Origin of the sequence: Pseudomonas orientalis (assembly GCF_002934065.1) — a bacterium.
In the GTDB taxonomy this organism is placed as follows: Bacteria; Pseudomonadota; Gammaproteobacteria; order Pseudomonadales; family Pseudomonadaceae; genus Aquipseudomonas; species Aquipseudomonas orientalis_A.
This window is the reverse complement of sequence record NZ_CP018049.1, coordinates 2,663,595-2,678,191: the sequence shown is the minus strand read 5'-3', so window position 1 is coordinate 2,678,191 and position 14,597 is coordinate 2,663,595. Positions and strand designations below refer to the sequence as shown.

13 protein-coding genes are annotated in these 14,597 nt (G+C 62.8%); 11 read left to right on the top strand and 2 right to left on the bottom strand.

Going from position 1 to position 14,597, the window contains the following annotated elements:
• The first annotated feature begins 98 nt into the window (after positions 1-98).
• The 8 genes from glgX to BOP93_RS11950 all read left to right on the top strand — a co-directional run bounded on the left by glgX (position 99) and on the right by BOP93_RS11950 (position 10,142).
• Positions 99-2,258, top strand: a complete 2,160-nt coding sequence (gene glgX, locus BOP93_RS11985) for a glycogen debranching protein GlgX (protein WP_104502783.1) — start codon at positions 99-101, stop codon at positions 2,256-2,258.
• Position 2,259: 1 nt separating this feature from the next.
• The gene (locus BOP93_RS11980; protein WP_104502782.1) at positions 2,260-3,258 is read left to right on the top strand and encodes an acyl-CoA dehydrogenase family protein; all 999 of its coding nucleotides are present in this window, start codon (positions 2,260-2,262) and stop codon (positions 3,256-3,258) included.
• Positions 3,255-4,013 carry a PIG-L deacetylase family protein gene (locus BOP93_RS11975; RefSeq protein WP_104502781.1) on the top strand — a complete coding sequence of 253 codons (759 nt, stop codon included), beginning with the start codon at positions 3,255-3,257 and terminating at the stop codon, positions 4,011-4,013. The genes BOP93_RS11980 and BOP93_RS11975 overlap by 4 nt, the downstream gene beginning before the upstream one ends.
• Positions 4,010-4,609 (top strand): SAM-dependent methyltransferase, encoded by a 600-nt coding sequence (locus BOP93_RS11970; RefSeq protein WP_104502780.1) that lies wholly within the window; start codon positions 4,010-4,012, stop codon positions 4,607-4,609. Before BOP93_RS11975 ends, BOP93_RS11970 begins: the two co-directional genes overlap by 4 nt.
• A complete protein-coding gene (locus BOP93_RS11965) occupies positions 4,606-5,265 on the top strand; it encodes a glycosyltransferase (RefSeq protein WP_104502779.1) in 660 nt (219 codons plus the stop codon). Before BOP93_RS11970 ends, BOP93_RS11965 begins: the two co-directional genes overlap by 4 nt.
• Before the next feature lie 140 nt (positions 5,266-5,405).
• Complete coding sequence (locus tag BOP93_RS11960; protein WP_104502778.1) at positions 5,406-6,173, top strand: PIG-L deacetylase family protein; 768 nt, start codon at positions 5,406-5,408, stop codon at positions 6,171-6,173.
• Between the two features lie 152 nt (positions 6,174-6,325).
• On the top strand, positions 6,326-8,476 hold the full coding sequence (locus BOP93_RS11955; RefSeq protein ID WP_104502777.1) for a TonB-dependent siderophore receptor: 2,151 nt from the start codon (positions 6,326-6,328) through the stop codon (positions 8,474-8,476).
• 172 nt (positions 8,477-8,648) lie between these two features.
• Positions 8,649-10,142 carry a methyl-accepting chemotaxis protein gene (locus BOP93_RS11950; protein ID WP_104502776.1) on the top strand — a complete coding sequence of 498 codons (1,494 nt, stop codon included), beginning with the start codon at positions 8,649-8,651 and terminating at the stop codon, positions 10,140-10,142.
• Between the two features lie 57 nt (positions 10,143-10,199).
• Here BOP93_RS11950 and BOP93_RS11945 read toward each other — a convergent pair whose 3' ends face one another.
• Complete coding sequence (locus BOP93_RS11945) at positions 10,200-11,075, bottom strand: NmrA family NAD(P)-binding protein (protein ID WP_104502775.1); 876 nt, start codon at positions 11,073-11,075, stop codon at positions 10,200-10,202.
• 115 nt (positions 11,076-11,190) lie between these two features.
• Between BOP93_RS11945 and BOP93_RS11940 the strand changes: the two genes are divergently transcribed.
• The 3 genes from BOP93_RS11940 to BOP93_RS11930 all read left to right on the top strand — a co-directional run bounded on the left by BOP93_RS11940 (position 11,191) and on the right by BOP93_RS11930 (position 13,940).
• Complete coding sequence (locus BOP93_RS11940; protein ID WP_104502774.1) at positions 11,191-12,066, top strand: LysR family transcriptional regulator; 876 nt, start codon at positions 11,191-11,193, stop codon at positions 12,064-12,066.
• 365 nt (positions 12,067-12,431) lie between these two features.
• The gene (locus tag BOP93_RS11935; RefSeq protein ID WP_104502773.1) at positions 12,432-12,671 is read left to right on the top strand and encodes a hypothetical protein; all 240 of its coding nucleotides are present in this window, start codon (positions 12,432-12,434) and stop codon (positions 12,669-12,671) included.
• A 123-nt stretch (positions 12,672-12,794) separates the two neighbouring features.
• Positions 12,795-13,940: a sensor histidine kinase gene (locus BOP93_RS11930; RefSeq protein ID WP_104502772.1), complete on the top strand. Its 1,146-nt coding sequence runs from the start codon at positions 12,795-12,797 to the stop codon at positions 13,938-13,940.
• A 75-nt stretch (positions 13,941-14,015) separates the two neighbouring features.
• Here BOP93_RS11930 and BOP93_RS11925 read toward each other — a convergent pair whose 3' ends face one another.
• Positions 14,016-14,534, bottom strand: a complete 519-nt coding sequence (locus BOP93_RS11925; protein ID WP_104502771.1) for a GNAT family N-acetyltransferase — start codon at positions 14,532-14,534, stop codon at positions 14,016-14,018.
• Between the last annotated feature and the right edge of the window lie 63 nt (positions 14,535-14,597).

Below are 14,597 nucleotides of genomic sequence, written 5' to 3'. Positions count from 1 at the left end.
TGCCGTCAGGGGGCCTTTATCTATCTACGTCATACGCTGAATAACTGTCAGTACGGCCGCGTTCGGCCCGAAAAAAGAACCCTTGCAGGAGCAACACCATGAGCCAACCCGATAAAGCCTCAACCACGCCGGACCATGAGCCGTCGCGGATTCGTGAAGGCCTGCCCTTCCCGCTTGGCGCCACCTGGGACGGCCTGGGCGTCAACTTTGCGCTGTTTTCCGCCAACGCCACCAAGGTCGAACTGTGCCTGTTCGACGATGCCGGTGAAGTGGAACTGGAACGCATCGAGTTGCCCGAATACACCGACGAGATTTTCCACGGCTACCTGCCCGACGCCCACCCCGGGCTGATTTACGGCTACCGTGTGTATGGCCCTTACGACCCGGAAAACGGCCATCGCTTCAACCACAACAAATTGCTGATCGACCCCTATGCCAAGCAACTGGTGGGCGAACTCAAATGGTCCGAAGCGCTGTTTGGCTACACCATCGGCCACCCCGATGACGACCTCAGCTTCGACGAGCGCGACAGCGCGCCCTTCGTGCCCAAGTGCAAGGTCATCGACCCGGCACACACCTGGGGCAACGACCAGCCGGTGCGCGTGCCATGGGACCGTACGATCATCTATGAAACCCACCTGCGCGGCATCAGCATGCGCCATCCTTCGGTCGGCGAATCCGTGCGCGGCACCTGCGCGGGGCTGATGGAAGATGACGTGCTCAAGCATATCCGCCAGTTGGGGGTGTCTTCGGTCGAGCTGTTGCCCGTGCATGCCTTCGTCAACGACCAGCATCTGCTGGAAAAAGGCATGACCAACTACTGGGGCTACAACAGCATCGCGTTTTTTGCCCCCGACCCGCGCTACCTGGCGAGCGGCAAGATCGCCGAGTTCAAGGAGATGGTCGCGCACCTGCATGAGCAGAAGCTCGAAGTGATCCTCGACGTGGTCTACAACCACACCGCCGAAGGCAACGAGCGCGGCCCTACCCTGTCCATGCGCGGCATCGACAACGCCTCGTACTACCGGCTGATGCCCGACGAAAAGCGCTTCTACATCAATGATTCCGGCACGGGCAACACCCTGGACCTGAGTCACCCGTGCGTGCTGCAGATGGTCACCGACTCCCTGCGTTACTGGGCGACCGAGATGCACGTCGATGGTTTCCGCTTCGACCTGGCCACGATCCTCGGCCGCTATCGCGACGGCTTTGACGAACGTCACAGCTTCCTCGTGGCATGCCGCCAGGACCCTATCCTGCGCCAGCTCAAACTGATCGCCGAACCCTGGGACTGCGGCCCCGGCGGCTATCAGGTGGGCAACTTCCCGCCGGGCTGGGCGGAATGGAACGACCGTTTCCGCGACACTGTGCGTGCTTTCTGGAAAGGCGACGACGGCCAGTTGGCGGACTTCGCCGGACGCATGACCGCATCGGGCGAGATGTTCAACCACCGTGGGCGCCGGCCTTACAGCTCGGTGAACTTCATCACGGCTCATGACGGGTTCACCCTGCATGACCTGGTGTCCTACAACGACAAGCACAACGAAGCCAACGACGAGAACAACCAGGACGGCAGCAATAACAACCTGTCGTGGAACCACGGCGCCGAAGGCCCTACCGACGACCCGGAAATCAACGCGCTGCGCCTGCGCCAGATGCGCAACTTCTTCGCCACCCTGCTGCTGGCCCAAGGTACGCCGATGATTGTGGCCGGGGACGAGTTCGCCCGCACCCAGCATGGCAACAACAACGCCTACTGCCAGGACAGCGAGATCGGTTGGGTCAACTGGGACCTGGACGACGACGGCAAGGCCCTGCTCAAGTTCGTCAAACGCTTGATCAAGCTGCGCCTGGCGTACCCGATCCTGCGCCGTGGGCGCTTCCTGGTCGGCGACTACAATGAAGATATCGGCGTAAAAGACGTCACCTGGCTGGCGCCGGATGGCAATGAAATGACCACCGAGCAGTGGGAAGACAGCAATGGCCGCTGCCTGGGCATGCTGATGGATGGCCGCGCCCAGGAAACCGGGATTCGCCGTGCCGGCGCCGACGCGACGTTGTTGCTGGTGGTCAATGCCCATCACGACATGGTCAATTTCCGTCTGCCACCGGTGCCCCAGGGCGAGTACTGGAATTGCCTGCTCGATACCAACGACCCGGCAGTGCGTGGCCAGGAGCGCTTTGAATTTGAGCACGAGTACGCCGCCACCGGCCGCTCGCTGCTACTGTTTGAACTGCATCACGACGACGAGGTGTGACATGGCGTTGCACGGATTCCTTTCCGGCTACCGGGGCTATGCCAATACGCAAGCCCTGGGTAATGCCTTAAAGGACCTTCAGGAAGAAGGCCTGGACCAGCTGCCCTTGCCCGGCAGCGGCCAGACGCTGGAGCGTTACAGCGGGCTGGCGCAAGTCGCCGGCCATGACCTGCGCTTGTGCAAACTGTTCGAAGGCCACACCGACGCCCTGGCGATCATTGCCGAGCTCGACAGCCCGCTGCCGCCGTTGGGCAGCACCTGGGGGATGTGGGCCGCCGAGCCGCCGAGCGCCAGGGCGCGGGTGCGGCGTGACGGCCAACGGCTGATCGTCGATGGGCGTAAAGCCTGGTGCTCCGGGGCCTCCGTTGTCTCGCACGGGTTGTTGACCGCGTGGGATGAAGAAGATCGCCAGCAGTTGGTTGCCGTGGCAATGGACCAGCCCGGCGTCACCGTCACCGATGAAGGGTGGAGTGCGGTGGGCATGGCGGCCACAGGCAGCGTAGAGATCGTCTTCAACGAGGCACGCGGCCTTGCGGTGGGCGGCCCGGGCGACTACCTGGCGCGACCGGGCTTCTGGCATGGCGGCATCGGCATTGCGGCGTGCTGGTATGGCGCGGCGCAGCGCCTGGCCGAAGTGCTGCGCGAGCAGTGCGCCAAGCATCCCGAGCCCCACGCCCTGGCCCATCTGGGCGCGGTGGACAGCGCACTCAACAGTGCGGCCTGCGTGCTGCGCGCCAGCGCCGAGCAGGTCGACCGGGCACCGACCGCCGATGCCCGGCTGCTGGCCCAACAAGTGCGCGCGTGCGTCGAGGAAACCGTCGAGCAGGTGATCCATCATGTCGGGCGCGCCGTGGGGGCCGGGCCTTACTGCAAGGACCCGCACTTTGCCCAATTGATGGCGGACTTGCCGGTGTATGTACGTCAAAGTCATGCCGAACGCGACCTGGCCGCCCTGGGCGAACAGGTGGCGGGCGAGCCGTCAGGGAGGTGGCAATTATGAAACCCAACCCGATTGTTGGCCAGGGCACGCCGCTGCATTATTGGCAAACGTCGTCGCGCCTGGCTGAACTGCCGCATATCAGCGTCGAGCAACTGGTACCGCAGGGGCGACGCGCGGTGATCATCGCCCCGCACCCGGACGATGAAGTGCTCGGCAGCGGCGGTTTGCTGCAGGGCCTGGCTGCCCTGGACCGGCCCATTCAGTTGATCTCGGTCACAGACGGCAGCGCCAGCCATCCGGGCTCCGAACTGTGGCCGGTGCAACGCCTGAGCGTGGTGCGCCCGCAGGAATCGGCGCAGGCCCTGCACCGCCTGGGCTTGCCGCTGCACAGTTTGAAGTGGCTGCGCGCCGGGTTTACCGACAGCAAGGTTGCCGAGCGCGAGGAAGAACTGGCCGCCTTCATCCAGCGCTACCTCAAGCCCGACGACGTGGTGTTCGCCACTTGGCGTGAAGACGGGCATTGCGACCATGAGGCTGTCGGCCGCGCCAGCGCGAAAGCCGCTCGGGCAGTGGGCGCTACCTTGTACGAACTGCCTGTATGGACCTGGCACTGGGCGACCGCCGAAGATGGCATGGTGCCTTGGGACCGTGCGCGCAAGATCCCGCTGACGCCCGAACGTGTGGCGCGCAAACGCCATGCCATCCACGCCTTCGCCAGCCAGTTGGAGGGCGACCCGCAGGTCGGTCTGCCGCCCGTGCTCGCGCCCTATGTGGTGGAGCGTTTGCTGCAACCTTTTGAAGTGGTGTTCGTTTGAGTGTGACAAGCCCCTATTTTGACCAGATGTTCGCCGGCAACGACGACCCCTGGGCGTTTCGTCAACGTTGGTATGAGCGACGCAAACGTGCATTGACCGTGGCAGTCCTGACCCGGGCGCGCTACGCCTCGGTGTTCGAACCCGGCTGCGCCAATGGCGAGCTGAGCGCCGAACTGGCGCCGCGTTGTGATCGCTTGCTGTGCTGCGACACGGCGAGCGCGGCGGTGGAGCTGGCGAAAAAACGGCTCGCCGGGTTTTCCAACGTGCAGATCGAGCAACGCTGGTTGCCTGAACAATGGCCGGCGGGGCAATTCGAGCTGATCGTATTGAGTGAGTTCTGTTACTACCTTGACGCCGTTGATCTCGAGCGCCTGGCTGACCGCTGCCTCGAGGCCTTGGCGGAGGACGGCCAACTGCTGGCTTGCCATTGGCGACCGCGCATCGACGGTTGCCCGCAAACCGCCGAACAGGTGCACGCACTGCTTGAGCGACGACTGGGTCTGCACGCGGTGGTCCGCCACCACGAAGACGATTTTCTGCTCGACCTGTGGGGTCGTGACGAGGCTTCGGTGGCAAGCCTTGAGGGGCTGCGATGATCGGTATCCTGATTCCGGTGCACAACGAAGAAGCGCTCTTGGGCGAATGTTTGAGGGCCGCGGCCATCGCCGCCAACCATCCCGGGTTGCAAGGTGAAGCGGTGCAAATCCTGGTTGTGCTCGACAGTTGCAACGATGGCAGTGCGGCGATTGCCCGCGCCCACGGGGTGCACAGCCTGCCGGTGCAGGCACGCAATGTCGGGCATGCTCGCGGGGCAGGCGCGCGGCATCTGCTGGACCTGGGGGCGCGCTGGATTGCCTGTACGGACGCCGACAGCCGCGTCGCCCCGGACTGGCTGGTGGCGCAACTGGCGCTGGGCTGCGACGCCGTCTGCGGCACCGTGACCGTGGACGCCTGGAGCGAAGGCTTCGACGCGGCGGCGCAGATTCGCTATCACCAGGCCTACGAAGCCCGCGACGGGCACCGGCATATCCACGGCGCCAACCTGGGCGTCAGTGCCAGCGCCTATTTGCAGGCCGGTGGCTTTGAACCGCTGGCCTGTCATGAGGATGTGCAATTGGTGCGCAACCTGGAGCGCTGCGGCGCGTCCATCGCCTGGAGCCATTCCCCGCAAGTGATCACCAGCGCACGCCTGGATTGCCGCGCCCAGGGTGGGTTCGGTGACTACTTGAAGGGCTTGCTGCAGGTTTCGTAAAAATACGACGCTGCGCCCATTTATCCTTGTCTATGCTTAGAACGTCTCGCACAGCGCTTCAGGATCGGAGCGCCGCGCACTCGCCACAGCGGAGTCTGAGGTGAGCACAAGAGCGTCGACCGACAAGGATGTGACACCCCATGAAAACTGCCTCGTTAAATGAGGGCCGTCGCGGCCCCGCGCAAATCTGGAACAGCGCGCCACAGTTGGCGCAGATTCCCGTTATCACCTTGGCCAGCCTCGTACCGCCGAATGCCCGTGTGGTGGTTATCGCGCCCCACCCGGGCGATGAAGTACTCATCTGCGGGGGCTTGCTGCAAATGCTCAGCACCCGCCAACACCCCTTGAAATTGATTTCCATCACCGATGGCAGCGCCAGCCACCCCGGCTCCCGGCTCTGGTCGGCCGGTCGCCTGAGTGTGATTCGGCCCCAGGAAAGCGCCGAGGCCCTGCGCCGCCTGGGTGTGCCGTTGCACAGCCTGAAATGGATTCGTGGCGGGTTTTGCGATAATGCCCTGGCTAATCAGGAGCAACCGATGAGCCAGTTCATCGCCCGCTACCTGATGCCAGGCGACGTGGTCTTTACCACGTGGCGCCATGATGGCGACGATGATCACGAAGCCGTTGGCCGTGCCAGCGCCAACGCCTGCGGTCAGGTGGGCGCGCACCTGTATGAACTGCCCATGTGGGCCTGGCACTGGCCCGTGCGCGAGGGCTCGGTGATGCCCTGGCAGCGGGCGCACAAGTTGTGCCTGGGCACCTGGAGCGTGGCGCACAAACTCCACGCGGTGCATGCCTATGCCAGCCAGCTCACGGGCGACCCCGCGATCGGCCTGGCGCCGATGCTCGCCCGGGTGTTGTTGGAGCGCATGCGTGAGCCTTACGAAGTCTTGTTCATCCAGCCATAGGAGGCAGAATGCCACCCTCCTCCGTGTGAAAAATTCGTTAACTGATTCATGCCGTAGGCTTTTTCCCACAGGTCTGATCTGCCACACTGATGCGAATAATTATCAACAGATTTATTATTCGCCACGGATGGCATTCCGGGAGAGCTACATTCATGTCTGTGCAACACCATGCCGGCAAAGGTTTTTCACCGAACTTGATAGCCATGGCTATCTGTTTGACGACTTCCCACGCGGCCTTTGCCGCCGATGCGCTGGTCGCCCCCATTGAGCTCGGCGCCACGGAGGTTTCCGGCCAGCAGCTTGGCGAAACCACAGAAGGGTCCGAGTCGTACACCACAGGTTCCATGAGCACCGCCACCAAGCTGCCGCTGACCCTGCGCGAAACCCCACAGGCCGTCACCGTGATTACGCGTCAGCGCATGGATGACCAGGCGATGACCAGCATCAACGATGTGGTCAACGCCACGCCGGGATTGTTCCTCAACTACTCCAACGGCCCCGGCCGGCAGGCCTATACCGCGCGCGGTTTCAACGTCGACAACCTCATGTATGACGGCATTCCCAGTGGCTATAACGGCGTTAACGTGGGCGCTCAGCCGAATCTGGCGATGTTCGACCGCGTCGAGGTGGTACGCGGCGCTACCGGCCTGGTGACCGGCGCCGGCAACCCATCGGCGGCCATCAACCTGATTCGCAAGCGGCCCCTGGACGAGCAGAAAGTCACTTTGACCGGCGCCGCCGGCAGCTGGGACGACTACCGTGGCGAGCTCGACGCCTCCAGCCCCCTCAATGACAGCGGCACCTGGCGTGGCCGGGTGGTCACCTCCTACCGCGACGCCAACAGTTTCATCGACAAGGCCGAGCAGGATCACGGCCTGTTCTATGCCGTGACCGAAGCCGACCTGAGCGAGGACACGCGCCTGACCCTCGGCTATTCCAATCAGAAAGACAAGACCAACTACTTCTGGGGCTCGTCGATGATCGGCCTGGATGGGCATCACCTGGACCTGTCGCGTTCCTATAATCCCGGTACCGACTGGGAGAACAAGGACCAGGAGATCAACACCGTATTCGTCGAACTGCGCCAGCAACTGGCCAACGACTGGAAACTGCAGGTCAATGCCAACTACGCCGAACAAAACGCGCTGTTCTCAGGTTCCTACCAGTCGCGCTGGGTCGACAACACCTTGGCCCGCACGGTGTACCAGGCCGCCTTCGATGAAAACCAGGCCGGCCTCGACGCCTTTGCCAGCGGGCCGTTCCAGGCATTCGGGCGCACCCATGAACTGGTGGTCGGCGCCAGCAAACGCATCTATGACATGACCACCCACAACTACAGCCCGTACGATCTGAATTGGCCGATCAATGCCGGCAAACCGAACTTTACCCGCACCAGCAACCAACGCGACGTCACCACCCAGGACGGTGTCTACGTCACCACGCGCCTGAGCCTGGCCGACCCGCTCAAGCTGATCCTGGGCGGGCGCCTGGACTGGTACGACTATGACAACCGCGATGGCGACGGCGACTATAAGGTCACCCGCAACCTCACCCGCTACGCTGGCCTGATCTACGAGCTGAACGACCAGCACTCGGTGTATGCCAGCTACAGCGACATCTTCACGCCGCAAAGTGAAAAAAGCACTGCCGCCACGCCGCTCAAGCCCATCGTCGGCAAGAATTATGAAGTGGGCATAAAGGGCGAATACCTGGGCGGCGCGCTGAATGCCAGCGTGGCGCTGTTCCGTGTCGACCAGGAAAACCGCGCGGTGCAGATCGTTGTGCCGGACTGCCCGCAGGCGTCCTGCTATCAAGCCTCGGGCGAGATTCGCAGCCAGGGGATCGACTTCGAACTGCAGGGCGCGTTGACCGATAACTGGCAGGTCGGCGGTGGCTACACCTACGCGCGCACCCACACCCTCAAGGACGACGCCAACCCGCAGAAAGTCAACAAGCAGTTCGACACCGACACCCCGGAGCACCTGTTCAAGGTCACCACCCGCTACAACTTCCAGGGCCCGCTGGAAAAACTCCGCGTGGGCGGCAATGTGTCCTGGCAGAGCCGTATGTACAACGACATCCAGCTGGCGGACGGCAGCACCTATCGGCTCAAGCAAGGCGGCTACGCCGTCACCGACCTGATGGCCGGGTACCGGGTCAACCAGCACCTGGACCTGCAGCTCAACGCCAACAATATCTTCGACCGGCACTACTACCAGTCCATCTCCGAGTCCGTCAGCTATGGCGGCGACTCCTATGGTAGCCCGCGCAACATGATGCTGACAGCCAAGTACAGCTTCTGATTGACGTTGCGACCACGGCCGCCTGTTCGGGCGGCCGTTCTTAAAGTCTCCCTGCGACGTGCCGATAACCGATTGCAGGATCTTATGCCCGTATCCGCCTGGCTCTTCACCAGCGCCGCGCGTGGCACGCCGCGTGCTTGATTCCTGGTCAACCCACATGGAGTAAACGTGAATGCCTTTCCGCACACGCTTTCTGGAACACTACCGCAAGGCCGACCGCATCATGCTGGCGCTGATCTGGCTGATGTTCCTGTTTTCCCTCGGGCTGGCGTTCTGGCATGACACCTTTACCCAGGCGGTGATCGTCGGTGGCGGCACCGGCGTGGTGCTGACCGCGCTGTATCGCGCCATCGGCGGCAACCGTGTGATGCGCTGCGCACTCGGCGCCGGCCTGATGGTGATGGCAGCCTTGCACATCAACCAGGCGCAGGGCGTCATCGAAGCGCACTTCGGTATCTTCGCGCTGCTCGCCGTGCTGACGTTCTACCGTGACTGGCTGCCGATCCTGGTGGCGGCACTGACCATCGCCGTGCATCACCTCGTGTTCCACGCCCTGCAGCACCAAGGCTGGCCGGTGTTTGTGATGGAACACCACGGCGGCTGGACCATGATCTTCGTCCACGCCTTCTATGTGGTGATGGAATCCGTCGCCCTGCTCTACCTCGCCGTGCACAGCCACGCCGAGGCGGTCGAAAGCCAGGAAATGCTGGAAAAAATGCTCGCCGTCACCTCGCAGTTCAGCGAAGAAACGGCCAAGGGTGAGGACAAGGAGCGCGTGTCCCTGGCCAAGCGCTTCGACCACTTCCTGCAGCAGCTCACTCACCTGATCGACGGCGTCGCACGCGACTCCCATGGCCTGGGCCAACTCGGCCAGGAACTGGCCACCGCCAGCGGCACCCTGGAACAAGGCGCGCGGCACCAACTGGCGCAAATCAATGAAATGACCGGCTCTATGCAACGCATGGAAGACGCCACGGGACACATCACTGTGCACGTCGAACAGGCCGTGGAGCATGCCGGCCAGGCCAGCCAGCAGATTGAGCGTGGTCAGCAAAGCGTGGGCCGTGCCCAGCATGAAATCACGCAACTGGCCTCGCGCATCAATGGCACGCAATCGACCGTACAATCGCTGGCCGTGCAGGCGGAGCAAATCGGTTCGGTGCTGGAGGTGATCAGCAGCATCGCCAACCAGACCAACCTGCTGGCCCTCAATGCCGCCATCGAAGCCGCCCGCGCCGGCGAGCAAGGCCGTGGCTTTGCGGTGGTCGCCGACGAGGTGCGCAGTCTGGCCCAGCGCACCGCCCTCTCCACCCAGGAAATCAGGACCATCATCGAAGGCCTGCAGCAAGGCAGCCGCCAGGCCGTCGAAGCCATGCACGACAGCCGCCAGGGTGTGGAGCGTTGCGTGGAAGACAGCCAAGTGGCCGTCGACATGCTGCGCGCGGTAGGCGAGGACATTGCGCATATCGACCAACTCAATGGCCGCATCGTCACCACCACCCGCGAGCAGAGCTCGGCGAACCTGGAAATTGTCGAGCGCCTGCAATCGGTACAGCACATCGCGCAAAACACCGCCGACGACGTGGAAACCCTGGCCCGCAGCAGCGAACGCCTGCCACCGATCGCCGTACGCCTGGATGCGCTGGGGCGCAGGTTTCATCCCTGATTCAATGCCCGAGCGGTCGAGCCATGGCCAGGCTCGACCGCGCTCACAGGCAGCGGATCAAGCGGTTGTTTTGGTGACCGACTCGCTCACGAAGTCCTGATACGTGCGCAACGGGCGCCCGATGATCGCCTCAAGCCGCGCCACGGCGCCCTCCGCTGCCTGCATGCCGAACGCCTGGATACCTTCCATCATCAGGCGCATGTCATACGCCAGCCAGGCCGGACCGTAGGCGGCCAACTGTGTTTCAAACGCGGCTACGTCATCGCCACCGTAGGCAATCTCACGGCCCAGGGCAGAACTCCAGAGTTTGACCACATCGGCCCCCGTAAGCGCTTGCGGCCCAACCAGCTCCAGCGTCACCCGCTCCAGCGCAGTGGCGGACCGGTCGCGGCGCAGCAGCTCTGCAACGGCAATATCGGCAATGTCCCGCGTATCGATCATGGCCACACCGGCCGCGCCGATGGGCATCGGGTACACCGAATAGTCCTCAATCGTCTGCTGGACCATGCGATCGTTTTGCATGAAGTACGCCGGGCGCAGCACCGTCGCCGGGATGTCGAGGCTGTCGATCATGCGCTCAACGGTGTGCTTGCCGGTGAAATGCGGCACCTGGGTGAAAGTGTCGGCATGGATCACCGACAGGTAAACGATCCGCTCGATGCCGGCCTCCCGAGCGAGGTTCAGCGCGATGAGTGCTTGCGTCACCTCGTCGGGCGTCACGGCATTGAGCAAAAACAGGGTACGCACCGAGGCCAGCGCGGCGCGCATGGACGCGACATCAGTGAGGTCGCCGACCACTTGGGTGACGCCGGCCGGGAATTCCCGTTTACCTGTTTGGCGCACCAGGGCTTTGACCTGGGCGCCTTGCGCGGCAAGGCCCTGGGTGACGAGTGAACCTAGGGTGCCGGTGGCGCCGATGACGAGAATGCTCATGATTGAAACTCCTGCTGGTGAATCAGTGGGTTTGGGGTCGAGTGCAAAGTAAGCCGTTGCATAACGAAAACGAAGACCACAGAATCCGGACACCTTGTCTCAAAAACGGAACACCATGAACCTCAACGCGCTGATCGACTTCATTCAGGTCGCCACCCACCAAGGCCTGGGCAAGGCCAGCCGGGCGAACGGTGTGTCCAAGGCCACCCTGTCGCGCCGCATCGCGGACCTGGAAGAGCAACTGGGTGTGCGACTGATTGAGCGCAGTGCGCGCGGGCTGAAACTGACCGAAGCCGGCGAGCTGCTGATGGCGCGAACCCAAGGCCCGCTGGGTGAGGTGACTGAAGCCATGACCACGGCACGCGAGGGCGTTTCGACGCCACGCGGTCGTTTGCGCGTGGCGGCGCCAATCCTGTTCTCCCAATTGGCAATGGGCGCGATTGGCGCACGCTTCTGTGCAGCCTATCCGGACGTCGCCATTGAGGTGGTGGCGGAAGACCGCCAGGTGGATCTGGTGGAAGAACAATTCGACGTCGCCATTCGCATCAACCCGAGCCCGGACAGCGACCTGGTCGGCAGATGCTTCGCCACAGACCGCCTGGTGGTAGTGGCCGCGCCCGAAATACCCAGGCCGCAGCCCGGTGCGATCAGGCCCGTGGCCGGCATCGTCACACCGGGGTTCACACCGACCCATTGGCACCTGGACGGAGGGCAGCTGATTCTGGAGCCGATCCCCAGGCTGCAATTTTCTTCGTTACTGATGGTGCGCGATGCAGCCATCGCCGGTGGCGGCGTGGCCCTTATTCCCCTGTCCATCGCAGGAGCGCCGTTGGCCAGGGGCGAACTGGTGCAATGGGGCACAGTGGCCGGAGTCGAGCCGCAGCTCTGGGTGTTGCACACTTCAAGGCGCTTGGCCGCGCCCAAAGTGCGCGCCTTCGTCGACTTCATGTGCGCGCAATATCCGGATATGGCGCTGGTGCTGCGCGATTGAGCACTTCGGCGCGTGGCACATTCATGCGTTGCGGTACAGGCCAGACGGCGCGGGGTGACCCGTCTGATACACCTCGGTCCAAATGTGGGAGGGGGCTTGCTCCCGATAGCGGTGGATCAGTGAAAGATTCATCAACTGACACACCCCCATCGGCAGCAAGCCCCCTCCCACATTTGGGCCCAGGTGTGTCCGTTGGATACCTGTCGGCTGCCAAGCGGCTGCAGGGCAATGACGGCCCTGCACATCATCGCCTTCCAGCCGTGCACGACGAAACTCTTGAATCATCCCTTGGTCGATGCTTTCAAGAGGCCGACAGTGCCTCTGTTGCCTTGTGTGTGTATGAGTGAATGCCTGCGGAGACGGCCATGAAAGAAGCCATAAACGATTTGCCCGGCCCTATAAAACGACAGGCTGACAGAATTCTGCGCGAGATCGAACTGGCGGGATCGATGATCCTTGCCGTCAAAGGCGGTGCCAAAGCCCAGGGGTTTGTGCTGGGCATCACCTGCTGTGAAGGGCTCACTTCTGAGCGCTGCGAGGCGTTGGCCAGTCATTTTGACAGCGTGGTGGAACAACGGCTGCGGTCGCTGACTTTGGGGCTGTAATGTCCAATGTCTCCCTGTCGCAGGCCGAGCTTTAAAAGCGACGAACAACCTCCTACACTGCCGGGAATTTCCTACACCTGCGCAGCTTCGCTTTTCTGCCCGCCTCCCTTCAGGATTACAGACATGCGCCTGCCCGACTTCATTCTGGAAAACCTAGAGCCGATTCTGCAGGCCTGGGAAGATTTCGCCAGGACCATCGACACACCGGGCGAGGAACTCGACAGCGTCGCGCTGCGCGACCATGCCGAGCAGATGTTGCTGGCCATCGTCAGCGACCTGCGCACCAAGCAGACCCGGCGCGAGCAAATCGCCAAGGCCCAGGGCCAGGCTCCGGCGGATGAACAGGAAACCGCGGCGGAAACCCATGCAATGACGCGGCTGATGGCCGGGTTCACCATCGATCAGATGGTCTCGGAATACCGCGCGCTGCGCACCAGTGTGGTCAGCCAGTGGATGCGCCAGGTCAAGGACGGCACACCGATCAACGTCGACGACATGACCCGCTTCCACGAAGCCATTGACCAGGCCCTGGCCGAGTCCATCGCAAGCTATTCACGGGCGGTCGAGGCCTCGCGCAACATGTTCCTGGGCATCCTCGGCCACGACTTGCGCACCCCACTCGGCGCAATCCTGCTGGGTGCCGACGTGCTGCGCCGCTCTCAGGACGCCGGGGCCCGGGCGACCAAGATCGCCAATCAGGTCTACACCAGCGTGCGCCGCGCAAGCCAGATCGTCGGCGACCTGCTCGACCTGACCCGCTGCCAGATGGGGCCGGGGATCCCGGTCAAGACAGCCGATATCAACCTCTCACCGCTGTGTCAGCGTGTGGTCGAGGAAATCCGTGCGTTTCATCCCGAGGCCATCGTGATGTTCGACGCGAACGCAGCCGTTTCAGGCAAATTTGACGGCGGTCGGATGGAGCAGGTGTTTTCGAACATCATCAGCAATGCGGTGCAGCATGGAGACACCACACGGCCTATCCAGATCGAACTGGGCACACAGGAAGACTTCGCGGTATTCACCGTGCACAACAGTGGCGAAGCGATACCCGAGGACGTGCTCCCGTTCATCTTCAACCCCATGGGCCGTTTCTCCCAGCGTACCGCAATCAACCACGGCCCCACCGAGGGCCTGGGCCTGGGCCTGTTTATCGCCTCGGAAATCGTCGCCTCCCACGGTGGGTCGATTGAGGTCAGCTCCGACACGGAACAGGGCACGGTGTTTCAGGTGCGAGTGCCGCTTGATAGGCAAGAGCCTGGGGTTGCCTGAAAACAGTCACGCACCTTTGCGGCGAGGGAGCTTGCTCCCGTGGCGGCCTCACAGCCGAAGGCTATCCGCTTGGTCTCATTCCAGCTGCGGCAACCCATACCTCAACTCCACCAGTGTGACACCGCCCCTCTCAAGCGTGCGCTCTGTCCCGGTTTCCTCAACACATCCTGCCCTGCGATAAAATCGGATAGCCCTTTCATTACCTGCCAGGACCCAAAGCGTTAAGCGCTCGAATCCTTGCTCCATCAAGTCCTGCACGCCCGCGCGCCACAACGCCAGCCCGACGCCCGTCTGCCAATACGCAGCTAAAACATACAGCGCCATGACCTCACCGGCATCAGCCCCAGCGGCATCGGCATCACGGCTGGCGCCGACCGATATCCAACCGACAGTCTGCTGGTCGAGTTCCGCGACCCAGACGTTCGACTCGCCCGATGCGATCAAGCGGCTCCAATGCACCTCCCGCTGAGCCAGCGTTGTAGCCAGCCCGCTCAAGTAATGGTCAGGCATCAGATCACGATAGGCTTCTTGCCAACTGCTGATATGCACCTGGGCGATAGCGCTTGCGTCGGAGGGTAACGCTCTGCGGATCATGGATTTACTCCATCCTTGGACACTGAATGCTGTCGTCTGACTATGCACGCATTTCTATGACGA

Coding starts and splice junctions, on each gene's coding strand:
- glgX (WP_104502783.1), top strand. CDS start 99: ATGAGCCAACCCGATAAAGCCTCAACCACGCCGGACCATGAGCCGTCG.
- BOP93_RS11980 (WP_104502782.1), top strand. CDS start 2,260: ATGGCGTTGCACGGATTCCTTTCCGGCTACCGGGGCTATGCCAATACG.
- BOP93_RS11975 (WP_104502781.1), top strand. CDS start 3,255: ATGAAACCCAACCCGATTGTTGGCCAGGGCACGCCGCTGCATTATTGG.
- BOP93_RS11965 (WP_104502779.1), top strand. CDS start 4,606: ATGATCGGTATCCTGATTCCGGTGCACAACGAAGAAGCGCTCTTGGGC.
- BOP93_RS11960 (WP_104502778.1), top strand. CDS start 5,406: ATGAAAACTGCCTCGTTAAATGAGGGCCGTCGCGGCCCCGCGCAAATC.
- BOP93_RS11955 (WP_104502777.1), top strand. CDS start 6,326: ATGTCTGTGCAACACCATGCCGGCAAAGGTTTTTCACCGAACTTGATA.
- BOP93_RS11950 (WP_104502776.1), top strand. CDS start 8,649: ATGCCTTTCCGCACACGCTTTCTGGAACACTACCGCAAGGCCGACCGC.
- BOP93_RS11945 (WP_104502775.1), bottom strand. CDS start 11,075: ATGAGCATTCTCGTCATCGGCGCCACCGGCACCCTAGGTTCACTCGTC.
- BOP93_RS11940 (WP_104502774.1), top strand. CDS start 11,191: ATGAACCTCAACGCGCTGATCGACTTCATTCAGGTCGCCACCCACCAA.
- BOP93_RS11935 (WP_104502773.1), top strand. CDS start 12,432: ATGAAAGAAGCCATAAACGATTTGCCCGGCCCTATAAAACGACAGGCT.
- BOP93_RS11930 (WP_104502772.1), top strand. CDS start 12,795: ATGCGCCTGCCCGACTTCATTCTGGAAAACCTAGAGCCGATTCTGCAG.
- BOP93_RS11925 (WP_104502771.1), bottom strand. CDS start 14,534: ATGATCCGCAGAGCGTTACCCTCCGACGCAAGCGCTATCGCCCAGGTG.